This is a genomic window from Terrimonas ginsenosidimutans (assembly GCF_022012415.1).
Classification (GTDB): domain Bacteria; phylum Bacteroidota; class Bacteroidia; order Chitinophagales; family Chitinophagaceae; genus Terrimonas_A; species Terrimonas_A ginsenosidimutans.
Genome location: NZ_JAKLTR010000003.1, coordinates 238,767 through 261,760, shown reverse-complemented (window position 1 = coordinate 261,760; position 22,994 = coordinate 238,767). Strand labels below are relative to the sequence as shown.

The following is a 22,994-nucleotide window of genomic DNA, read 5'->3' as shown; positions in this document are numbered from 1 at the left end:
TTTGAGCCATTCATCGCTCCCTTATCCCATAAATAAACTTCTTGTAAAAAACCCTCATCGATTCTTTCGAAATCACCGAACTGCATCTTTCTTCATCCGCAAACCCCTTCCGCGCATCGATCCAGGGAGCATCTCCATGCGTAAGTTTCTCCAGATCGGCAGCACTGAGCTTTGCATACCCGTCCGCTACCTGGTGGATCAGATCCAGCTGCTCCTCGTCAATCATTGCCGGCAACACTTCAGACGGTCTTTTTTCCCCCGGCGGAGAAAAGAAAATAAACTCTGTGTACAATAATGACTGATCCCTGAACCGGTCAAATACCGGCCGGCAGACTGGCCCATGCAGCCATGCCTGGAAATCATCATCAATAATCGGCTGATCGAAATAGGCCAGGTGAAATGCCTGCACATAGTACAACAGCTTTTGCAGTTTCAGATGAGACATCTTGCCTCCCCGTTCGAAAATGTACTCACTGAGAATTTTCGCGTCTACTGATTTGATAAAGCCCATAAAATGGATTTGGTTTCAATACAAATTTGCTCAGTAAACAAGGCTATGCCATGGGGAAAAAACAATTTCTCAGCGTTTTTTTCCCATGGCGACTTATCTTATTTCGGTTAAGATATATTGCATCCACTATTAAACCCAGGTGATCCAGCGTAAAAATCGTTAACTTCTGCATTCAAATGCACCCGCATGAAACATACAACATCCCCTATAGAATGCTCCTTTACTGACTATCTCAAACAACACGCACCGGAAAAAGAAGATATCTCCAGCCTCGATCCTGAAGAACTCATCGAGTTGCGAAGGAAATATATCGATCAATTACTACAGGAAGATCATGGCGAATTGGATGAAGTGGCAAAACTTGTTGCAAAAAGCATCAACAACCGCAGACTTGTATCCAATGTGAAAGCAGGACCGGGCGACCAGGACTCTTCCCTCGGAGAACGTCTTGCCGACAAAGTAGCCAGCTTTGGTGGCAGCTGGAGATTTATCATCATCTTCTTCGCCATGCTCATTGGATGGATGATCCTGAATGTTTGGTGGCTTAGCAACAAAGGCTTCGACCCGTATCCTTTTATCCTGCTCAACCTGATCCTGTCCTGCCTCGCATCCATACAGGCACCGATCATCATGATGAGTCAGAACCGGCAGGAGGATAAAGATCGGGAACGTGCTGAACATGACTATAAAGTAAACCTGAAAGCCGAAGTGGAGATCCGCATGCTGCATGAAAAACTTGACCACCTGCTGCTCCATCAAAATAAACGTCTGCTGGAGATCCAGAAAGTGCAGATGCAAATGCTGGAAGGGATTGAGAAAAAGATCAACACAAAAATTCAATAACGCGAATTTCCCAAATGGAAGATCCGACAGTGATCCGATCTAATTATCCTGCGGGCCCAACGCATGATGCCTGATATGTTTGTCCGCATTCACTACCCCTTCTCCATGTCCGCCGCGTTCCACTTACGCCTGACCGTTCTCTAATGTATCTGTCACTTTGTCCGCAGCGGCATCTTTGGAACATCCCTTGCATAAAGCCACCAGCTAATACTCTAAACATATCCAAATATGCAAGAAAAAGGTACTATCTCCATCCACACCGAGAATATCTTCCCGATCATTAAAAAATTCCTGTACTCTGATCACGAGATCTTTCTCAGAGAGCTGGTTTCCAACGCTGTAGATGCTACGCAAAAGATCAAACGCCTGTCGTCCATAGGCCAGTACAAAGGCGAACTGGGAGAGCTCCAGGTAGAAGTGTCATTTGACAAAGAGAATAAGACCATTACTGTCAGCGACCGTGGCCTCGGCATGACCGCTGAAGAGATCAAAAAATACATCAACCAGATCGCATTTTCCGGCGCCACCGAATTCGTTGAAAAATTCAAGGATGCAAAAGATGCGAACGAGCTGATCGGCAAGTTCGGCCTCGGTTTCTACTCCGCCTTTATGGTAGCCGATAGAGTAGAGATCCAAACCCTGTCACACCAGGAAGGCGCAGCTCCTGCCCGCTGGATCTGCGACGGCAGTACCGAGTTTGAGATCACAGAAGGCAACCGCACAACGCGTGGAACCGACATCATTCTTCATATCAATGCTGATTCCGAAGAATTCCTCGATCAGCACAAACTCGAAGAGATCCTCAAAAAACATTGCGCATTCCTGCCAGTGCCGGTCGTATTCGGCAAACGCAATACTTCCGTAGAAGATGGACAGGATGAGAACGGCGAAACGAAATATAAGACTGTTGAGATAGATAATATCATCAACAACACCAATCCTATCTGGACAAAATCTCCTTCAGAATTGTCTGATCAGGATTACCTGGATTTCTATCACCAGTTATACCCAATGTCCGACGATCCATTGTTCTGGATCCACCTGAATGTTGATTACCCTTTCAATCTGACCGGCGTTCTATACTTCCCTAAAGTGAAGAAGGAAGTGGAGCTTCGTCCCAATAAGATCAAGCTGTTCTCCCGCCAGGTATTCATTACTGATGAAGTAAAAGATATTGTACCTGAATTCCTGATGTTGCTGCATGGCGTGATCGATTCTCCGGATATTCCGCTGAACGTCTCCCGCAGCTTCTTACAGGCAGATAGTCATGTTAAAAAGATCAACTCCCATATCACCAAGAAAGTGGCGGATAAGCTTGGCGATCTCTTCAAGAAGGATAGAAAAGGCTATGAAGAGAAATGGAGCGATATCGGCCTGTTTGTAAAATATGGAATGCTCACTGATGAGAAGTTCTATGATCGCGCAAAAGACTTTGTATTGTTGAACAATACGAAAGATGAAGTCTTTACGCTTAGCGAATACGAAGAAAAAGTTGCTCCGCTGCAAACAGAAAAAGAAGGAAATAAAGTTTATCTCTATACAACAGATCCGGGCAAACAGGATTCATTTATTCAATCGGCTAATGCAAGAGGATATGATGTATTGCTGATGAACTCTCCGCTGGATAATCACTTTATCAGTCAGCTGGAACAGAAACTGGAGAAAACACAGGTAAAACGTGTTGATTCCGGCACGATCGACTCATTGATCAAAAAAGATGAGCCGCTGCCTTCTGTATTAAGCGAAGAGCAATCAGCCACAGTGAAAACTGTCTTTGAAAAAGCAGTGAAAAAGCCTGGGATGAATGTACATGTTGAAAGTCTTTCTCCATCTGAATTACCGGTAACCGTTACCATGGATGAATTCATGCGCCGCATGAAAGACATGGCTGCAATGGGCGGCGGTGGCGGAATGAACTTCTATGGTTCCTTACCCGATAACTATAATGTTACTGTTAACAGCAATCACCCGTTGATCGGGAAGATCGCTTCGGCTTCTTCTGAAGAAGAAAAAGAAGGAATGGCTAAGCAGGCTTTTGATCTCGCATTGTTGTCTCAGGGATTACTGACCGGTGCGGAGTTGACGGAGTTTGTGAAGAGAAGCGTGGCGATGTTGTAGTACTTCTTCTTTTTGAGAATATCGCGGCCCTCCTGCGCTTCGTTTCCGACGGGCGTAGCGAGGGCCGTGTTTTTTTAATTGCCAAGTCAAGGGAAAACTGGCGTAGGGGAACGCGGCGAAATACATATCTTCTCCGGCTGTTTTCGCTGCGTTCGCCGCGTATCGTTGCGTTCGCCGCGTTCCACCCTACGCCACTCCAAAAAAACAACATCCCGATCAATAAAAAAGGACCAGCATTATTGCTGATCCTTCAATTTATTAGAATCTCTTCTTTTACAGATCAGTGATCGGCTTGTACTTTGGTACCAATGCTTTCATAATAACCCATGCAATCAAATACGCAACCGCACAAAACACAAACATGATCGTGTACCCTGTCTGAACATGGCCGAGTTTTTCATAGTGATCAAACAGCGCACCACCCACCTTCGAAATCAATACACCACCAAGGCCACCAGCCATGCCGCCGATTCCCACTACGGAACCAACAGCTTTTTTCGGGAACATGTCAGATACGGTTGTAAAGATATTCGCACTCCAGGCCTGGTGAGCAGAAGCACCTATACCTATCAGGATCACCGGCATCCAGTAGCTGATATCACCTAACGGCTGTGCGGCAAGCAAGGCCAAAGGAAAAATAGCGATCAATAACATGGCCTTCATCCGGCCATCATAAGGAGAGTACCCTTTCTTAATAAAATAAACCGGGAACCATCCACCACCAATACTGCCGAACATAGTCATGGTATATAACACCGCCAGCGGGAACGTGATCTCTGTTTTCTCCATACCATATTGCGCCTGAAGATATTTGGGCAACCAGAAAAGAAAGAACCACCAAACCCCATCGGTCAGAAATTTTCCGATAACAAAAGCCCATGTCTGATTATAGGCGAGCAGTCTGGTCCATTTAACTTTCTCTACCGGAGCATCGACTGCAACAACTACATCTTCTCCATCCTGCTGAACATAAGCCAGCTCTTCTGCAGATAATTTCTTTTGCGGACTGTCATACAACCATGCCCAGAAAAGCAACCAGAGAAAACCAACGGCTCCTATTACAATAAATGCCGTTTGCCAGCCCCAGTGTATAGCAATCCATGGTACAGTAATGGGGGCGAGGATAGCGCCAACATTCGATCCGGAATTAAAAATACCGGTTGCAAGCGACCTTTCTTTCTTTGGAAAAAATTCAGCAGTAGCCTTGATAGCCGCAGGGAAGTTGCCCGCTTCACCAAAACCCAATACAGCACGGGAGATCATAAATCCCAAAATAGATGCTGGTACTGCAGCGATGCCAACCCAAGCCAGCAAGGAATTGGTACTTTCCCCGATAGGAATTGCATAGGCGTGCATGATCGCACCGATAGACCAGATAATGATCGCCCAGATATACCCCCATTTCGTGCCGAGCTTATCGATGATCCTTCCCGCAAACAGCATGGAGATCGCGTATACTAATTGAAATACGGTGATAATGTTCGCGTAATCCGTGTTTGTCCAGCCAAATTCGCGGGACAATTCCGGCGCTAACAAGCTCAATACCTGTCGATCGAGATAGTTAACCGTTGTTGCAAAGAAAAGGAGGCCACAGATCGTCCATCTGTACTTCCCTATCGCTTTTCCTATGGCTTGCTGCTGCATGTCGTTATTTTTTGATGTTGGCTGTGATCGTTAGTGCTTCCTTGGCCAGCCTGGTTATGGTTGTGTAATCTTTATTTGCTAAAACTGTTTTGCTGATCATCTTACTTCCAAGCCCAACCGCACAAACCCCTGAACCGAACCATGCACCGATATTCTCTTCAGTCACTTCCACCCCACCCGTCGGCATAAAATCCATCTTAGGGAATAGTTCCTTGATGGCGCTTACGAAGCCCGGTCCAAGTACATTGCCCGGAAACAACTTCACCAGCTTACATCCCGCATTCTCTGCTACATGTATTTCTGTCGGCGTCATACATCCCGGTAGCCAGAGAACTTTGTGCATGTAAGCCATATCGCATACATCTGCATCAAAAACGGGACTGATCAGGAAATCAGCACCAGCGTCGATAAATGATTTTGCCTGATCAGCAGTGCGGATCGTTCCCACTGCCAGCAGCAGATCGCTCATCCCATCTTTCTTTGCTGCATGCATTGCTTTGAAATTGTCCATCGCAGCTTTGCCACGATTCGTAAATTCAATTACGCGGATGCCTGCTTCATACAAAGCTCGTGTAACTGACACGCACACTTCTGTATCGTCATGATAAAACAGCGGCAATACGCGTTGCTTTTTTATCTGCTCAATTATTTGCTGTTGCTGCTCCATACTTTTTCATTGTTTCTTTTACATCCGCCACTTTTTGTGAAGTAGCATCCGATTTTTCCTGCAGTTTGCCGAACGCCGCTGCAGCTGCAAAATTGATCACCTGCTGAGGTGATTCTTCATTATAAAGGCCATAGATCAGTCCGGCCATAAAACAGTCTCCGCTACCGATCTTATCTACCACCTGATCAATGGCAAAATCGACAGATACTGTCTGCGCTTCTTTTGTATTCAATGTTGCGTAATATTCGATGCCGCCATTGCCTGCATCAAAACGGAATGTATTGGCGACTACGCGACAGTTCTTGAATTTATCTAAAATCGCCAGTGATGTTTTCCGGCTGTGTTCCAGGTAGGAAGCTTGCTGATTTGCATCAACGAGTGCATTGTCGATCGGTGTACCCAGCAACTTCTCTTCTGCCCAGATATTTCCCATGATCACATCACAATATTCGGCCAGCAAAGGCATGATCTCGTTTGGCTCTTTGCCATATTTCCAAAGCTTGGCCCGATAGTTCAGGTCGACTGAAATGATCAATCCTTTTGCTTTCGCAGCCCGTAAAGCTTCTTCACAAACGGCAGGAGAGATCTCGTTCAATGCCGGGCTGATCGCACTGAAGTGAAACCAGGAGCAACCATCAAGAACAGCATCCCAATCGATCATTCCCGGCTTAAGATCCCAGAAGGAAGAATGCGCGCGGTCGTAGATCACACCCGCATTTTTCAGATCAGCACCCTGCGGCAAATAATATGTGCCGACACGATTCCCTGAAAAATGAACTCTATCCGTTTCAATATTCTTGCTTCTCAAGTCCTCCAGTATCTCTTCCGATAAATAATGCGAAGGCAATGCCGTAGAATACGTCACCGGCAATTCCCAGTTCGCCAATGCCGTTGCCACATTCAACTCAGCTCCTCCTATATATACGGGCATCTGGTTGCTGTGTATCCACTGCCGTCCCAAAGAAGGCGACATACGCAGCAACAACTCTCCAAAGCAAAAAACCTTTTGCTTCTTATTCTTATCAGAAAATATAGAACCTATTGAACTCATTCCTTTAATCTATCTTTTTAAAAAGCATCCCAATCCTTAGTCCTGCATTCGCGTTCATTCGCGTTCATTCGCGGCCATTCGCGGCCATTCGCGGTACGCAAATCCTTCCCGCCTGAGCTTACAATAAATTAGCGATCGGCGCCGGATCCATGTCGGTGAAGGTCTGATTCTCTCCTGCCATTCCCCAGATAAATCCATAGTTAGACGTACCGCAACCGAAGTGAACACTCCATGGTGCAGACAATACCGCATCATAATTCGTCATTGTGATATGACGCGTTTGCTGCGGCTCTCCCATGAAATGGAATACACGGTGCGATTCAGGAATATCAAAATAGAAATAGGCTTCCATGCGGCGTGTATGCGTATGTGGTGGAACAGAATTCCAGACGCTTCCTTGTTCGAGCACGGTCAGGCCCATCACCAGTTGACAGCTCTTGATGCCATCGAGGTGAATGTATTTATAGATCGTTCTTTTATTGGAGGTAGCAGTGTCACCAAGATTAACAGGTGCTGCCTGCTCTTTAGTATACATGGTGTTCGGGTAAGCCATATGTGCAGGAGCCGACAGCAGGTAGAATAACGCTGGTGAGCTTTCATGGCTGGTTTTAAAGGTCACCGACTTCGTTCCTTTCCCGAGGTAAACACACTCAAGTTTTTCAAGCGGGTACTCAATACCATCAGCTATTACTACTCCGTTCCCTCCAACGTTTATAATGCCGAGTTCTCTTCTTTCCAGGAAATACTCCGCACGGAGTTCCGGGTGATTCGGAAGTTCGATCGCCTTGCTGGTTGGTTTTACACCACCAACGATCACGCGGTCATAATGCGAATAAACGAGCTGGATCGTATCATCCTGCATAAGGTTTTCGATCAAAAAATTCTCACGGAGTTGTTCCGTGGTCATTTTTTTTGTTTCAGCAGGACTATTTTGAAATCTGATTTCCATAATGTTTTCTTTATTGAACTTTCGATAATTCGAATGGCGTAGGTTCCCGCAGATTACGCTGATTTCTCAGTCTGCTATCTGAGGAGTCTTACGTCCCTTGTATATATCTTCATTTGTTAGCGCAGATTGCGCAGATCAGTTTCCTTTACCGGGTGCTTATCCGCGTAATCTGCGTGAACCCAACGAACATACAAACAAATAACGACTCCCACAGTGGGTAAATCCTGATTAAATCAACGGAATCGTTACCGGCCCATCCAACCACCATCTACGGTAAGAATAGTGCCCGTTACATAACTTGATGCGGGAGAAGCGAGATACACCACCGCTCCTTTGAAATCCTCCGGATCTCCCCAACGTCCCGCAGGGATACGATCAAGGATCGATTTGCTTCTTACCGGATCATTGCGCAGCGCTTCTGTATTATCTGTCGCGATATATCCAGGCGCAATACCATTCACATTCACGCCTTTTCCAGCCCATTCATTCGCCAGTGCTTTGATCAGGCTGGCAATCGCTCCTTTGCTTGCCGCATACCCAGGCACATTGATGCCACCCTGGAAGCTAAGCAAGGATGCTGTGAAAATGATCCGGCCGCTGCCCTGTTCCAGCATTTGTTTACCGATCTCCCTGGCAAGCAGGAATTGCGCATTCAGGTTAATATCGATCACGCGATCCCAGTATTCATCCGGATGCTCTGCGGCTGGTGCACGCATGATAGTTCCGGCATTATTCACCAGGATATCGATCCGGCTATTCTCCGCTTTTAATTTGTTCAGAAATGCATAGATCGACTCACGGTTGGAAAGATCAGCCTGGTACGCTTTGAATTTCCGTCCAAGAGCCGTTACTTCTTTCTCCACTTCGCTGCCACTAAGTTCGATCGATGCGGATACAGCGATGATATCTGCACCGGCTTCCGCAAGGCCCAGCGCCATGCCTTTACCAATGCCTTTGTTGCCGCCTGTTATCAGGGCTACTTTACCAGTGAGGTCAAATTGTTTGAGAATGCTCATTGAATTGTAGTATAACTATACATGAAAAGATCAGTATCGCAAAGGACGCTAAGATAGCGCAAAGGACGCAACGTTGCGCCCTGTAACGGGATCCCTTTGCGTTCTTTGCGCTATCTTAGCGTCCTTTGCGATACTGATATCGGTTACTTAAATAGTTCTGGCTTCGCCTTCGCCGGCTCCAATTGCCAGTTGAAATAATTCTTGTTATTGTTAAAGCAAATATCCTGGATCACCTTTCCGATCCAGGCGATATCATTTGGTAATTCGCCATTCTCTATTTCCGTTCCGAACAGATCACAAAGGATGCGGCGGAAATATTCATGTCTCGGGAAAGACAGGAAGCTTCTCGAATCAGTCAGCATGCCTACAAAACGGCTCAGCAATCCCATATTGGAAAGCGTGTTAAGCTGTTTGATCATGCCATCTTTCTGATCAAGGAACCACCAGCCTGATCCCCACTGGATCTTACCAGCCGACGAACCATCGTTGAAATTCCCGATCATTGTCGCCATTAATTCATTGTCTGCAGGATTCAGGTTATACAGGATCGTTTTCGCCAGTTTGTTATTGCTATCCAGCTTGTCCATGAATTTGGCCAGTGCACGTCCCTGTGAGAAATCACCGATCGAATCCCAGCCGGTATCCGCACCAAGCGTTTGCATCATACGCGTATTGTTGTTCCGCAATGCACCGAGGTGGAATTGCTGCACCCAGCCTTTCTCCCAATCCCATTCTGCAAAATGGATCAGCATCGCTGATTTGAATTTGCGCTGTTCTATATCATTCAGCGCTTTTCCACCATGCACTTTATTGAAAATGGCATCGATCTCGGAACCGGTAAAGTCTTCTGCATAAATTTCTTCCAAACCATGATCAGATACGCCGCAGCCAAGTGATGCAAAGAAATCATGACGGTTCTGCAAGGCATACAGGAAATCATCAAAAGAAGAAACAGCGATATTCGTAACGCCTTCCAGTTTCTTTACATATGCGTTGAACTTTGCCGGATCAGCTACATTCATGGCGTTATCCGGACGAAAAGCCGGCGTGATCGGCACTTCAAACCCATCTTCCCGCAGGCGGATATGATACTCCAGGGAATCAACCGGATCATCTGTAGTACAGATCGCCTTCACATTCATCTTGCGGATCAGGTTCTTTACAGAATAGTCTGATGATTGCAGTTTAGCCGTGCTTTCATCATAGATCTTTTTCGCCGTATCAGGGTTCAGGGTGTCGTTGATATCGAAGTAACGCTGCAATTCCAAATGCGTCCAGTGATACAAAGGATTTCGGAGTGTATACGGAACTGTAGCGGCCCACTGCTTGAACTTTTCAAAATCGGGCTTGTCTCCCGTGCAATAACTTTCATCTATCCCATTCGTACGCATTGCTCTCCACTTGTAATGGTCTCCATAGAGCCATGCCTGCGTGATGTTCTCAAATTGTGTATCCTCTGCGATCTGCTGCGGAGGCAGATGGCAATGGTAATCGATGATCGGCATTTCCTTCGCATACTCATGATAGAGACGCTGTGCCGTTTTTGTCTTCAGCAAGAAGTTCTCGTCAAGAAATGGTTTCATACGCGCGCGTTGAAGTAAAAATTCAAAAGTAAAAATTCAAAATATCCCTCTGATAAACCGGCATTTCAATACAGCATCGAAATGGGGCTTCTGGTCTTCACTCTTTCCTCTTCACTTAGTTTAGGTTGTTGTATATGGTTTTGTAACTGCTTCTTCTTTGAAGTAAAAATCTATCACAGGCGAACCCATTTATAATTTTTACTTTTTAATTTTTAATTACAGCGAAACTCCTCGTTTCCACGGAATAAAATCATCCTGGTTCAGCAACACTGCTTTCGGGATCACTTCTCCGCTGGCGGCCTTAATGCAATAATCAAGGATCTCCTCTCCCATTTCTTCGATGGTCTTTTCGCCATCGATGATAGGGCCGGTATTGATATCAATGATATCAGCCATTCTTTTTGCGAGTGATGAATTCGTTGCTACTTTGATCGTGGGGCAGACCGGGTTTCCGGTTGGGGTGCCTAATCCAGTTGTGAACAGGATCAATGTGGCGCCGCTCGCTGCTTTGCCGGTTGTGGCTTCCACATCATTGCCGGGCGTACAAACAAGGTTCAATCCTGGTTTGGTCACCGGTTCTGTATAATCGAGCACATCTTCCACAGGAGAAGTACCGCCTTTTTTGGCAGCGCCCGTGCTTTTGATCGCGTCAGTGATCAATCCGTCACGTATATTTCCGGGAGACGGGTTCATATGAAAGCCGGATCCCACTTTATGCGCAGCATCATTGTAAGCTGTCATCAGTCTGATGAACTTCTTTGCCGCTGCTTCATCTTTTGTGCGATCGATCAGGTCCTGTTCAGCACCGCAGAGCTCCGGGAACTCAGCCAGCAAAACTTTGCCACCTAATGCCACCAGCAGATCGGAGGTGTAGCCAACCGCAGGATTAGCGGAGATGCCGCTGAAGCCATCGCTGCCGCCACATTTCACACCTAATACGAGATGTTCCAGGCCGGCAGGTTTTCTTTCGATCTTATTTATTTCGATCAGGCCAAGAAAGGTCTGACGGATCGCTTCGGTGATCAGTTGTTCTTCGCTTTGTGATAACTGCTGTTCGAATATATGCAGCGGTTTATCAAACTTCGGATTGCGTTCTTTGATATCATCCAGCAATTGCTGCGTTTGCAGGTTCTGGCAGCCAAGGCTGAGGATGGTCACACCGGCAACGTTTGGATGATCTGCATAGGCTGCAAGCAATTTGCCCAGTACACCAGCGTCCTGGCGTGTTCCGCCGCAACCTCCCTGGTGATTCAGGAATTTAATGCCATCCACGTTTTTGAAAACGCGGTTGGTTGGCACTACAGCTTCTCTCACATTCAGATCAACACTATTCAGATCAGCGCCACTTTTATACAGTTCCAGCAGCTGATGTGTTTTCAGTTTGTATTTATCCGTAACGGCATAACCCAATTCATTATGCATCGCTTCGCGGATCACATCAAGGTTTCTGTTCTCGCAGAATACCGTCGGTATGAACAGCCAGTAGTTGGCTGTACCAACACGACCATCTGCACGGTGATAACCGTTAAACGTACGGTCCTTGTATTTGGCAACATCGGGGGCTGACCACTGATAGTTAGATGGGCGATACGCGAACGGATCAGCCGCATGTTTGGTATTGTCCGTTGTCATGCGCATACCTGCGCTTACGTCGAACTGGATCTTTCCCACCAGTACGCCATACATGGTGATCTTATCACCCGTATGCATGTCATCAATAAAAAACTTATGTTTTGCTGCAATATCTTCCAGCAGAACATAATCTTTACCGTTGTAGGAAACGGTCTCCCCTTTCTTCAGATCCTGCAAAGCCACCAGTACATTATCATCCGGGTGAACTTTTAATACTCTATGCTTCATTTAAGCGAATTGTTTTTTCTTTCGTTTTAATTTGAAAATCCCCTCAAATGTCTCTTGCGTAATTTGCCGCGTAAATCTGGGGGGACCTTACGCCAGCCTATTTGATTTACTCAACTGGCCGTTGGCAATCATTGCCAGGGCGCCTTCACTTTTTATAAATTCGATATTGTCTGTCACAGCTTGCGCAAAACCGGCAAACTCAGTCAGATCGATACCCCATATTTCCTTGTCGGCCAAAACCGATTTTACCAATTCAGGAGTATCCAGCGCAGCCCATTTCCCCGCAAAATAACCCGCCTGATCGTCCTGCAGCTTGTATTGTTTACCAGCCGCAGTTCCGTAGTACGCCCCGTCATCGCCTTTTACACACTTCATGAAGAGGAGATAAGCGGCAAATCCCTGGGCCATATGTGCAGGAACCTTGCTGTTCTTTTCATAATGACGCGTCAGCAAAGGTATATTTCTCATCCGCATTTTGGAACTGAAGTTCATCGTGATCGCCAGCCACTGGTGTTCGATGAACGGGTTGCGGAAGCGGTCGATCACCGTATTGGCGAAAGCGCAGGCTTCATTATAAGAGATCGTATCGCTGGCAACGGCATTGGCAATTTCCAGCATCATCAGGCGGCGGACATAAGCCGAGAACTCTTCATTTACCATCGCCTCTTTTACTGTCGGGAAGCCCGCCAGCACGGCAATTCCGCTGGAGAATGTATGGGTTCCATTGAGCAACCGGAGTTTCAACTCACGGAACTTCTCGATATCCGGCGTAACCACCACTCCTTTATCGGATTGCGCGAAAGACAGTACTTCTTTCACCCTGTCACTACCCGATTCAATCGCCCAGAGGCGGAATGGCTCAGCCATGATCATCAGCTCATCACTATATCCTAAACGGTTTTCGGCATCCTTTTGTTCTATAGCAGGCAGTTTGCCGGGCACGATCCGGTCAACCAGGGAATTGCAGAAATGATTCGCAGAGGCAAGCCATTGAATGAACGGCTTTTCCAGTTTATTCTGCTCAGCCAGTTCCAGCACGATCTCACGGAGTTTTGTACCATTACCCACGATCAGTTCCGTAGGAACGATCACCATCCCGCTTTCCAGCGAACCGTTGAACACCCTGTACCGCTCGTGCAGAAAAGCAAGCAGTTTTCCCGGAAAAGAAGAAGGAGGCGATTGACGGATATCATCATCCGTCAGCACAATGCCAACCTCCGTAGTATTGGAAATAATCAACTGCATGTCAGGGTTGGACGCACATTTCAAGATCTCCGCCCACTGTTCCTTTGCAGAAAGCACGCGGCTGATAGAGGCGTTAATGATCGTCTCTTCTACTTTCTTGCTGTCCTCTATCCCTTTTACAGAAAGCGTGAACAATCCATCCTGCGTTTCAAACGCATCAGTCCCGCCCGTAGAGGTCGATTTCACCACCACGACACGGCCATTGAAAAAGCCCTGCTTATTTGCCTTATCAATAAAATAATCAGGCAATCCGCGCAGCAACACACCTGTTCCAAATTGCAATACTTTTTCCGGTAATTCCAGCAAATTCATTGCAGGCACAGAGAGAGTGTCCTCTTTTTTTATCTGTCCTATTGCTTTTTTAGATAACTGCATTGAGAAGTAAAAATTAAAAAGTGAAAATTAAAAAACATCACACGCTGCCACCGTCTTAACCTTGAAGCAAAAGATCAAAAAGCAAATTCTATAGGTCACTTCTCAAAAGGACTCTATTTTTTACTTTTTAATTTTGACTTTTTACTTCGACAACAGCCATTTTGCAAGATCTTCCGCTGCTTTATAATTATCATATTCAGCAGGGAGCTTTCTTCCGTCAACATATTCGTTATACAACCATGGATCACCAACGGCAAGCACTTTACCTTTGCCGTATTGTGCTGTGGCGATAATAATGTCGCCGTCTTTCGTAGCGTTTGCTTTTGCAGGTGCTTTTATGGTGATCGTACTTACTTCTTTCAGGAACATGTTTTTCGCTGTTTTGAAAACAGGATTGTTTGCACCCGGTAATACCGAACCGGTTGGATAATGATCATTCTTCACCATGTTCACACTTTTGTCTGTGAAGGTGAATCCGAAGGCATTGGCCAGTTTGTTGAAATGTTTCAGATCACAGTTATTACTGTCATTTGCCATGAGCAATAGAGAACCTCCGTTTTTCACCCACTCCTGTATCACTTTCACATCTTTATCGTCTACATAATTTGGCGTTGGGTTATCTCTGATATGATCCGGATCGACGATGATATAGACATTTGCTTTCTTCAGATCAGCAGCGGTTGGAGCGCCATCCAGCGAAGCGAGTTTCGCACCATAACGTTTGAAGATCGCGCCGAAGGTTTGGAAGCCCGGGTGAGATCTTTCATCCCAGGTGTAATGCCAGTAATCCATCTGACCGCCCGGCGTTTTTCTTTTTTCGCTGTTGAAATAACGGTCGAGCAATACTGTTTTCTTTTTCGCAAACCCCTGTGGCATCATTTCCATTTCAACGGCACAGTTGATAAAGGCTCCCATGCCTTTCGGATCATTGACGATAACTGGTTCGCGCATGTAGTATTCAAAACTGCCATCGCGGTAAGGATTACCGCCGAGGCCAGATACAGCCACCGTTCCATGAAGATTCAGCTGACCATTCTCTGTTTTCAGAAATTCTTTCTTAATTCCTTCATATCCTTTCTTTGCTTTTGCTGCAAAAGATTCAGGAATGTATCCGAGGCGAACTGCTTTCGCCAGTGTATACACCAGCATACAGGAAGCAGATGCTTCTTTGTAGTTCTTCCCCTGGTTTGGTTTATCCACCACATCCCACCAAAGACCAGATGCAGGATCCTGTACTTTCACGATCGCCGTGGCGAAACGGTTCAGGATGCCGATGATCGAATCACGACCCGGATGTTTTTCCGGGAAATAGTCCAATGCATCTACCATTGCCATACCATACCAGCCCAATGCGCGGCCCCAGAAGTTTGGAGACAAACCTGTTTCCTTATTGGCCCATTGCTGCTGTTTGCTTTCATCCCAGCCATGATAGAGCAATCCTGTTTTAGGATCACGCGCATGTCGCTCCATGTAGATGAACTGGTTGGCTATATCATTGAACGTAGTGTCTTCGTTGAACACCTGTGCATACTCCGCGTAGAATGGCTGGCCCATGTACAATCCATCAAGCCACATCTGGTAAGGGTATACTTTCTTATGCCAGAACCCGCCTTCGTTCGTGCGTGGATGTGTTTTCAGCTGATCGCGCAGCAGCTGTGCTGCTTTCTTGTATTTCTCTTTGCCAAGAACGCGATAAAGCAGCAGGATCTGTTTACCGTTATTGACGTGGTCGATATTATAGTCGGAACCTTTGTAATCATAGATCGATCCGTCATCTTTCACGTAATAATCCAGGCTGTGCTGGATATAGTTGAAATAACGGACATCACCGGTGTTCTGCCAGATACCTTCGATCCCTTTCAGGATGACGCCCTGGTCATAGCTCCAGCGGGCTTTGTTGCCTGGTTTAACAGAAAAAGAATCCGGCCACATTTTGATGGCCGTTTCTGCCATTTGCTGTGACAGGGGAAGCGTTGTCTGGGCAATCGTTTGTTGCGAAAAAGCCAGGGCAATCACGGCCGCTGGCAAAAAATAATTTTTCATTTAAGGGAAACACTTTTTTCCGAAGCTCCTAATTCGTATTGGATTTTCTGTCCTGCACTGGTGGCGTCGGTGTTTTTAATTTGTATATCCTTACTTCGGTCGCCGCTTACGCGGAATAACAGGGAAGCACCTTTTTTGAAATTGAATTTATCAAATACCAATCCGCTGCTTTGGATGATATCCACGACCGGTTCAGTTTCATCACTGATGATATGGACGTTTTTGAAAGTAATACCGTTGCCTTCCTGGATCTCGATGCCTTTTTTCGCCTGGAGTACCATGTTTTCCATCACGATGTCTTTCACTGGCATCTCGGGCAAGCCGCGAACAAAAACGCCTCTGTCGGCACCATTGCAATAGATATTACTGATCTGGAAATTCTTGAACACCGGCGTTGCTTCGCTCACGGGTTTGGTTTCGATCACCGGCAGTTCTCTTTTTTCGCCAGCCAGCGGCACAGGATCTTTGGCGGCATAATACATATCAAACAGGATCGCATCACCGGGAAGATCTTTCATGTAGATATCACGGATAAAGATGTTCTCCACCACACCACCGCGACCGCGGGTGGTTTTGAAACGAAGGCCAACGTCTGAGCCGATGAAGGTGCAATTGCTTACATACACATTCTTTACACCGCCGCTCATTTCACTGCCGATCACGAATCCGCCGTGTGAAGCGTAAACCGTACAACCGCGGATGATCACATTCTCCGTAGCCATTCCGCGTTTGCGGCCTTCTGCATCACGACCGCTTTTCATGCAAAGACCGTCATCGCCTACATCGAATACAGAATTTTCGATGAGGACGTTCTTGCAGCTTTCAACATCGATACCGTCGCCATTTTGCGCGTACCAGGGGTTTTTCACATTTACATTTCTTACAGTCAGGTGTTCGCTCATCAGCGGATGAAGAGTCCATGCCGGTGAATTCTGGAATGTAACACCTTCGAGGAGGATCTGCTTGCAGCCCGTCAGCAATACAAGATTCGGGCGCAGGAAGTCCTTAATACTATTGAAGAAGGCCGCGTCTTTCTCCGGAGAGATCGCTCCCGGATTAGACATTTTCGAGCCTTTCAGTGCTTTTTCGGAAGGATACCATCCTTTTTTATCTTCATTCAACACACCACCGGAAGCAACAAGACGCTTCCACTGGCTTTCGGTCAGTTTATCTTTTTTCACCATTCTCCAGGCATCTCCGTTTCCGTCAACAATTCCTTTTCCGGTGATGGCGATATTGGTGGCATTGGTAGCGGAAATGGGCGACTGATTGCGCATTTGCTGCAGGCCTTCCCAGTTTGCTTCCACCAATGGGTATTGATTGAAATCTTTGGTGAATAAAAGTGTAGCGCCCGCAGCGAGGTGCAGGTTGATATTGCTTTTTAAAACGATGGGGCCGGTGAGCCAGAGGCCATTCGGAACGTATACCACACCGCCGCCACGTTTGGTAAGTGTTTCAATAGCGGCATTTATGCTTTTTGTGTTCAGTGTATTTCCGTCAGGAACAGCGCCGGTTTTGACAATGGAGAGCGTGTCTTTTTTAAAAACGGGCGACTTGATTACGGGGAGGGGGCCTTTGAACTGTGCCGTTGCAAAACAGGGCGCGACGAGGCACAGGGCGAAGATTTTTTTCATCATGACATTACATCGTTATCGGTTAAGCACAAAACCAGGAGGTTCATCGTACAAGTTTAACCCCATACGCAGTCATTTTCAATACATTCGGTGGGTTTATTTACGCAATCGTTACCGGTAACGTTTTCAAGGGACTGCCGTAGGAGTATCGCAAAGAGCGCAAAGTGAGCGCAAAGGGCGCTAAGTATTTCCTTGCGTTCTCTGCGGCTACTCTGCGCCCTTGGCGATACTCCTACGCCAGTCATCCTCAATTATACCCCTGATTCTGCCGGAATTCCTCCTTATTGGTAACTGCGTCTATCTGAGTTTGAGGAATCGGACGAAGTAAATGGAAAGCCTGTATCGTCGGAGCTGCCTGCGGATTATTCGCTTTTACCCGGTCAATCAACTGCCCGGTTCTCTTGAGGTCCATCCAGCGCCATTGTTCCCCCGCTAATTCCCGCGCGCGCTCATCCAGCAGGAAACCAAGCGTCGCCTGTGCCGCTGTAATATCCATCACACCCGGCGTTTCGAACGGATAGGTTCCGCCCGCCGCCCTGCGCCTCACTTTGTTGATCAGGCCAGCCGCCGTCGCCGGATCGTTCAGCCGGATCTTTGCTTCCGCCGCTATCAGCAGGATATCCGCCAACCGGAATACAAACGCGTCCCGCGCACTCCTTGCATCCGTGGTTTGCGTGGCTGGAGCCACGGTCTTGGTTGGATCGATGAACTTCTTCACCGCCACATAAAGATTATTCAACCGCGGCATGCCATCTGCTGCATACACCCGGTTGATATCATAACAATTGTATTTGCGCCCATCTTTGAATTCGTTCGATAATGCTTCCTTGGTAATGAACAGCGCCGTGTCCCCCGGATTGATCACACGTGTTACGGTTGTACCGTTCGACAAAGTGATCGTGTTATTGGTCGGCGTTGTTTTATTACTGATCCAGGCTTCAGTGAAGGTAGCTGCATAACGCCTATCCAGCGATGCATCATACAGGTTCAGCAAAAACCTCGATGGCATAAAGCGGGTAAATGGCTGACCGTACACACCAATACTTCTGGTCATGCCTGGCTGCACATCGTATTTGGGAATGAACATGAAGTGACTGTTATTACTTCCGCGCGGATGCCCGTCGGGATAAACGATCACCGTTCCACCCGGAGCGCCGGAACTGGTGCGGGAATCACTGGTCACAAAATCATTGGCATAATTCACGGCCCAGATCACTTCGGTATTGATCTGTTTGGTGAAATCCCATAGATCGGAATATTTATCCAGCATCCTGATCGCAGGATAGTTAGTGATCACATTGTTGGCATATTTATACGCACTATCAAACCTTGATGTATTGTTATCATAACTCGCCCAGGTGAGGTAAGCTTTTGCGAGAAATGCTTCCGCAGCAGGTTTGGTCACCCGCCCATTGTCTGATGCAGCATTTACCGTGGCAGGTAATTGTGCGATCGCAATATTCATATCGTTCACTATAGCCGTATAAATAGAATCAACTGGCTTTCTGAAGGCAGTCGTGACGATCCCCTTGGTTTCTTCCAGCGTCAGCTGTGATGGCCCCCATGTTTCTACAACAAAAAAATAATACCAGGCACGGAGCATGCGAAGTTCTCCTTCCCGTTGAGTTTTTAATGCAGCAGATAAGCCGGATTCGCCGACGCGGCTGATCAGTGCGTTAGCCAGATTGATCGCAGCATAATACTTTCCCCAAACCTGGTCAACCACCGCGCTGGTTGGAAGAAAGTTAGGTGTATAACTGGTGATCTCTTTATTCACATCATCCACTCCACTCAGCCAGATATCAGAACCGGCTTCATAGAGATTATAACCAGCTTCCTTCCCCCAAGTCCAACGATTAAAGCTGTATACTCCGCTGACACCAGCTTCAAAACCAGCAGGCGTATTGAAAACAGCATCCGCTGTAACACCGCCAGGATTATATTCGTCGAGTTTCTTTTTGCAAGAGACAAAGATGATCATCGCTAAAAACGCAATGATTGTTTTTTTATATAGAATAATATTTTTCATACTTCAAGACTTTAAAAAATTAGAAATCGATATTCACACCGCCGAGGAATAAGCGGGATAAAGGATTGGTGATATTGCCACCACGCTCCACATCATAATTGTCGATCCTGGAGAAAGTCGCCAGGTTTCTTCCGCTAACATAAAAGCGAACGCGTGACAAACCCCAGCGTGCTGCCAGTGAAGACGGAAGATTATAGCCCAATGTAGCGCTTCGTATTTTCAGGAAAGAAGCTTCCACATTCGCCAGCGTAGTATAACCAAGCAAAGAAGTAAGCGCTGCAGTTGAACGCGGATGCGGGAAATCATTGCTTGGATTATCAAGCGTCCAGTAATTCATCACAGCACTGTTCTCGCGGCCCTGAAGATGAAAACGGTTATTGTAATCATACACCATCCACTGACCAACCCTTGCGAACAAGAATACGTTCAGATCAAATCCTTTGTACGTGAAGTCAAGGTTCAGACCTGCATTCCATTTCGGCGTAAGCTGACCAACCACTTTGCGGTCAAGGTCGGTGATCTTATTGTCTTTGTTCAGATCAAGCAAACGGATATCTCCGGGCACCTGGCTGTATCCCTTTGCCGCAGTAGAATCACCCAATTGCCAGATCCCGAGTTTTTCGTAATCATAGATCACATTCACCGGGCTGCCCACAACGATCATTCTTCCATTGACAGGCATGTTTGCCAGGTTATCAACCAACGATACCACTTTTTCTTTATTGGTAAAGAAGGTAAGCCCCGCATTGAATTTAAAATCGTGATGGTTTACAACAACTGCATTTAAACTGATATCCAAACCATATGTGTTGGTTCTGCCGACATTCTGCAAGACCTTTCCGGCCCCTGTAGTTGCAGGCAATGCTCTTTCCAGGATCAGGTCATAGGTATTTGTTTTATAAAAATCGATCGCACCATTGATCCTGTTGGCAAACAATCCGAAATCAACACCGATGTTGAGTGCTTTTGTTTTTTCCCAGATCAGATCGGGGTTACCAACAAGATTGCTGAAATACAAACCTGTTGCAACGGCTTCGCCGAAGGCATTCGGAACGGTGTTCAAAACAGATTGTGTAACATACGCGGAAGCAGGATCATTACCTGTCAACCCATAGCTCACCCGGAGCTTCAATTCGTTGATGCTTCTGCTCTTTGCCATGAATGGTTCATCAATGATGCGCCATGCAAGTGCACCCGCAGGAAACACGCCGGATTGATTAGCACCGCGGTATTTCGATGAACGATCGCGGCGCACGCTGAACGAAGCGAGATATTTTCCTTTATAAGAGTAGTTCACACGACCGGTCAATGAGAACAATGCTTCTTTTACATAACCACTTCCATTGGTTGGAGAAGATCCAATACCAAGATTATAGAATAAGCTGCTGGGTAACAAAAGACCGTTCGATTTTCCGATCAGGCTTTCACCGTTCGTTTGCTGATAAGAAGTAACGCCCGTAACATTCAAATTATGTTCACCGAACGAAGTGCCATAGGTGGCGATATTCTCCCAGGTCAGGTTTCTGCCGAAGTTAGCCGAGTCTGATGCAACGCTGGCGCCACCGCGGGAATTCAGCGACAATACATCATAGAACTTACCCGTGCGGCTGTTATTCACTGTTAAACCAAGGTTGGATCGAAGGTTCAAACCTTTGATTGGTGACAGTTCCGCATAGGCGATCGCAAGTGTTCTGTCAATGATCTGGTTATTGACAGATACATTCGGCAATTCATCGAACAATGGATTCCATCGCGCTGATTCACTGTTCGGATTCTTGATCAGCTGACCAAGATCATCATACGCGCGGGAAAAAGAGGAGATCTTGGATGCTTCATCCAGCGGATTGGTACGCATGTCTATCTGGTAGCGTGAATATTGCATTTGCATGCCCACTTTAAAGATCCTGCTGATGGTTTGATCAAGGCTGAGGCGGCCGGTGAATCTTTTCAGTTCATCATTCTTGAACATGCCGCGTTCATTATAAAAACCAAGCGAGCCATACACTTTTGTTTTTTCGCTTCCTGCACTGATGCCGACGGTATGTTCCTGCTGGTGCCCATCGCTGATCACTAGATCAAGATAATCTGTGTTTATACCATTGTTGAGATTGGTCAGCTCTTCGTTGTTGAAGATCAGGTTATCACTGTTGTTGTCGATCCATGTGCCTGCGGGGTTGATATTCGCCATCGTGATACGCCTGTTCGCTTCGCGGCGAAGATTAGCGTATTCAGTACCATTCATAAAGCGGGGGAACTGGCTGAGTTGGGAGATCCCATAGTAAGAATTCAAAGAAACCTTTGGCTTACCAGATGTTCCTTTTTTGGTTGTAACAAGCAATACGCCATTTGCCCCCCGCGCACCGTATATAGCTGTCGAGGAAGCATCTTTCAATACTTCCAGGCTTTGGATGTCATTTGCGTTGATGTCCTGGATACTGGGATAGATCACACCATCCACAATCACCAGCGGACCGTTATTGGCGGAGATCGAACGGTTACCACGAACCGTCATCGTAACGCCGGAAGAGGCACTCCCGCTGTTCCTCGTGATATCCGCACCCGGTAATTTTCCCTGAAGGCTTTCCATTACGTTACCTGACGGAACTTTCTTCATTTCATCGCCTTTCACAGAAATGACAGAACCGGTGAGATCACGCTTTTTCACCGCGCCATAGCCGATGACTATCACCGCATCAAGATCTTTTTTAACAGAAGTAAGAATGATGGAGAAAGATGGATTAGCGCCCACTTTTTGCTCCTGGGGTTCAAAACCGACGTAAGAAAAGGTAAGTACGTCCTCTTCATTCGCATCAATAGTGAATTCGCCTTTTTCGTTGGTGGTTGTGCCTGTGTTCGTCCCTTTTATATTAATGGAAACGCCGGCCAGTGCCACACCATTTTCGTCTGTGATCTTACCTGTGACAGGCTTGGGTGGAGAATACTTGTCATCGGGTTTGATCACGATCAGGTTTTTCTCCATGAACTGGTACATCAGTCCACTACTGACCAGGATCTTATCAAGAGCCTGTTTGATATCAGCAGCTTCCATATCCAGGCTCACTTTCCGTTTTACATTTTTGAGCTGTCCGTTATAAAGGAACCGGTAATCGGTTTCTTTTTCGATATAGCTCAGGATTCCTGCTATCTCGGTTCGTTTGAACCTTAGATTCAGCTTCTGCCCGATCCCTTCAGCAGATACATGCAGCGCAAAAGCCAGCAGAAAAAAAGTGGTCACTTTCATGATAAGGAGTAGTTTGGAAAGCAACGGGTTTTTCGCAACCGTTAAAAAACTTTTCATACTTTAGTATGGTTATGGGTTGATAAATGCAGTTCCCCTTCCGCTTTGCGGAAAGAGACGCGTTCCTTAAGAAGATTATTAACTTGTAACACAGGGGAATGCGCCAACATTCCCCATTTGTTTGCCAG

General features: G+C 46.6%; 15 protein-coding genes. 2 read left to right on the top strand and 13 right to left on the bottom strand.

Going from position 1 to position 22,994, the window contains the following annotated elements; genetic code table 11:
* Positions 1-10: 10 nt before the first annotated feature.
* The gene (locus tag LZZ85_RS06140; protein WP_237869713.1) at positions 11-511 is read right to left on the bottom strand and encodes a Panacea domain-containing protein; all 501 of its coding nucleotides are present in this window, start codon (positions 509-511) and stop codon (positions 11-13) included.
* A 186-nt stretch (positions 512-697) separates the two neighbouring features.
* Between LZZ85_RS06140 and LZZ85_RS06135 the strand changes: the two genes are divergently transcribed.
* Both LZZ85_RS06135 and htpG read left to right on the top strand, forming a co-directional pair.
* On the top strand, positions 698-1,354 hold the full coding sequence (locus LZZ85_RS06135; protein WP_237869712.1) for a DUF1003 domain-containing protein: 657 nt from the start codon (positions 698-700) through the stop codon (positions 1,352-1,354).
* A gap of 228 nt (positions 1,355-1,582) precedes the next feature.
* Positions 1,583-3,472: a molecular chaperone HtpG gene (htpG, locus tag LZZ85_RS06130; RefSeq protein WP_237869711.1), complete on the top strand. Its 1,890-nt coding sequence runs from the start codon at positions 1,583-1,585 to the stop codon at positions 3,470-3,472.
* Positions 3,473-3,745: 273 nt separating this feature from the next.
* Here the strand turns inward: htpG and LZZ85_RS06125 are convergent, their stop codons facing one another.
* From LZZ85_RS06125 to LZZ85_RS06070, 12 genes are all read right to left on the bottom strand, one after another.
* Positions 3,746-5,116, bottom strand: a complete 1,371-nt coding sequence (locus LZZ85_RS06125; RefSeq protein ID WP_237869710.1) for an MFS transporter — start codon at positions 5,114-5,116, stop codon at positions 3,746-3,748.
* A 4-nt stretch (positions 5,117-5,120) separates the two neighbouring features.
* Entirely contained in the window at positions 5,121-5,783 is a 663-nt protein-coding gene (locus tag LZZ85_RS06120) for a bifunctional 4-hydroxy-2-oxoglutarate aldolase/2-dehydro-3-deoxy-phosphogluconate aldolase (RefSeq protein ID WP_237869709.1), read from the bottom strand.
* Entirely contained in the window at positions 5,758-6,834 is a 1,077-nt protein-coding gene (locus LZZ85_RS06115; RefSeq protein WP_237869708.1) for a sugar kinase, read from the bottom strand. Before LZZ85_RS06115 ends, LZZ85_RS06120 begins: the two co-directional genes overlap by 26 nt.
* Positions 6,835-6,952: 118 nt before the next feature.
* Positions 6,953-7,783, bottom strand: a complete 831-nt coding sequence (gene kduI, locus LZZ85_RS06110) for a 5-dehydro-4-deoxy-D-glucuronate isomerase (protein ID WP_237869707.1) — start codon at positions 7,781-7,783, stop codon at positions 6,953-6,955.
* 245 nt (positions 7,784-8,028) lie between these two features.
* The gene (locus tag LZZ85_RS06105) at positions 8,029-8,799 is read right to left on the bottom strand and encodes an SDR family oxidoreductase (RefSeq protein ID WP_255724003.1); all 771 of its coding nucleotides are present in this window, start codon (positions 8,797-8,799) and stop codon (positions 8,029-8,031) included.
* A gap of 143 nt (positions 8,800-8,942) precedes the next feature.
* Entirely contained in the window at positions 8,943-10,382 is a 1,440-nt protein-coding gene (gene uxaC / locus LZZ85_RS06100) for a glucuronate isomerase (protein ID WP_237869705.1), read from the bottom strand.
* A 216-nt stretch (positions 10,383-10,598) separates the two neighbouring features.
* Complete coding sequence (locus tag LZZ85_RS06095; RefSeq protein ID WP_237869696.1) at positions 10,599-12,242, bottom strand: UxaA family hydrolase; 1,644 nt, start codon at positions 12,240-12,242, stop codon at positions 10,599-10,601.
* An 87-nt stretch (positions 12,243-12,329) separates the two neighbouring features.
* Positions 12,330-13,862 carry a tagaturonate reductase gene (locus tag LZZ85_RS06090; protein ID WP_237869687.1) on the bottom strand — a complete coding sequence of 511 codons (1,533 nt, stop codon included), beginning with the start codon at positions 13,860-13,862 and terminating at the stop codon, positions 12,330-12,332.
* A gap of 141 nt (positions 13,863-14,003) precedes the next feature.
* Complete coding sequence (locus tag LZZ85_RS06085) at positions 14,004-15,905, bottom strand: glycoside hydrolase family 88/105 protein (RefSeq protein WP_237869685.1); 1,902 nt, start codon at positions 15,903-15,905, stop codon at positions 14,004-14,006.
* Complete coding sequence (locus tag LZZ85_RS06080; RefSeq protein ID WP_237869676.1) at positions 15,902-17,542, bottom strand: glycoside hydrolase family 28 protein; 1,641 nt, start codon at positions 17,540-17,542, stop codon at positions 15,902-15,904. The genes LZZ85_RS06085 and LZZ85_RS06080 overlap by 4 nt, the downstream gene beginning before the upstream one ends.
* Before the next feature lie 244 nt (positions 17,543-17,786).
* Complete coding sequence (locus LZZ85_RS06075; RefSeq protein ID WP_237869674.1) at positions 17,787-19,568, bottom strand: RagB/SusD family nutrient uptake outer membrane protein; 1,782 nt, start codon at positions 19,566-19,568, stop codon at positions 17,787-17,789.
* A gap of 19 nt (positions 19,569-19,587) precedes the next feature.
* Positions 19,588-22,866, bottom strand: a complete 3,279-nt coding sequence (locus LZZ85_RS06070) for a TonB-dependent receptor (RefSeq protein WP_237869672.1) — start codon at positions 22,864-22,866, stop codon at positions 19,588-19,590.
* Positions 22,867-22,994: the final 128 nt, after the last annotated feature.

What these genes read in the sequence shown, in the direction of transcription:
- LZZ85_RS06095 (WP_237869696.1), bottom strand. Translation starts at nt 12,242, where the DNA reads ATGAAGCATAGAGTATTAAAAGTTCACCCGGATGATAATGTACTGGTG.
- htpG (WP_237869711.1), top strand. Translation starts at nt 1,583, where the DNA reads ATGCAAGAAAAAGGTACTATCTCCATCCACACCGAGAATATCTTCCCG.
- LZZ85_RS06115 (WP_237869708.1), bottom strand. Translation starts at nt 6,834, where the DNA reads ATGAGTTCAATAGGTTCTATATTTTCTGATAAGAATAAGAAGCAAAAG.
- LZZ85_RS06125 (WP_237869710.1), bottom strand. Translation starts at nt 5,116, where the DNA reads ATGCAGCAGCAAGCCATAGGAAAAGCGATAGGGAAGTACAGATGGACG.
- LZZ85_RS06105 (WP_255724003.1), bottom strand. Translation starts at nt 8,799, where the DNA reads ATGAGCATTCTCAAACAATTTGACCTCACTGGTAAAGTAGCCCTGATA.
- LZZ85_RS06135 (WP_237869712.1), top strand. Translation starts at nt 698, where the DNA reads ATGAAACATACAACATCCCCTATAGAATGCTCCTTTACTGACTATCTC.
- LZZ85_RS06075 (WP_237869674.1), bottom strand. Translation starts at nt 19,568, where the DNA reads ATGAAAAATATTATTCTATATAAAAAAACAATCATTGCGTTTTTAGCG.
- LZZ85_RS06080 (WP_237869676.1), bottom strand. Translation starts at nt 17,542, where the DNA reads ATGATGAAAAAAATCTTCGCCCTGTGCCTCGTCGCGCCCTGTTTTGCA.
- LZZ85_RS06090 (WP_237869687.1), bottom strand. Translation starts at nt 13,862, where the DNA reads ATGCAGTTATCTAAAAAAGCAATAGGACAGATAAAAAAAGAGGACACT.
- uxaC (WP_237869705.1), bottom strand. Translation starts at nt 10,382, where the DNA reads ATGAAACCATTTCTTGACGAGAACTTCTTGCTGAAGACAAAAACGGCA.
- LZZ85_RS06085 (WP_237869685.1), bottom strand. Translation starts at nt 15,905, where the DNA reads ATGAAAAATTATTTTTTGCCAGCGGCCGTGATTGCCCTGGCTTTTTCG.
- kduI (WP_237869707.1), bottom strand. Translation starts at nt 7,783, where the DNA reads ATGGAAATCAGATTTCAAAATAGTCCTGCTGAAACAAAAAAAATGACC.
- LZZ85_RS06120 (WP_237869709.1), bottom strand. Translation starts at nt 5,783, where the DNA reads ATGGAGCAGCAACAGCAAATAATTGAGCAGATAAAAAAGCAACGCGTA.
- LZZ85_RS06070 (WP_237869672.1), bottom strand. Translation starts at nt 22,866, where the DNA reads ATGAAAAGTTTTTTAACGGTTGCGAAAAACCCGTTGCTTTCCAAACTA.
- LZZ85_RS06140 (WP_237869713.1), bottom strand. Translation starts at nt 511, where the DNA reads ATGGGCTTTATCAAATCAGTAGACGCGAAAATTCTCAGTGAGTACATT.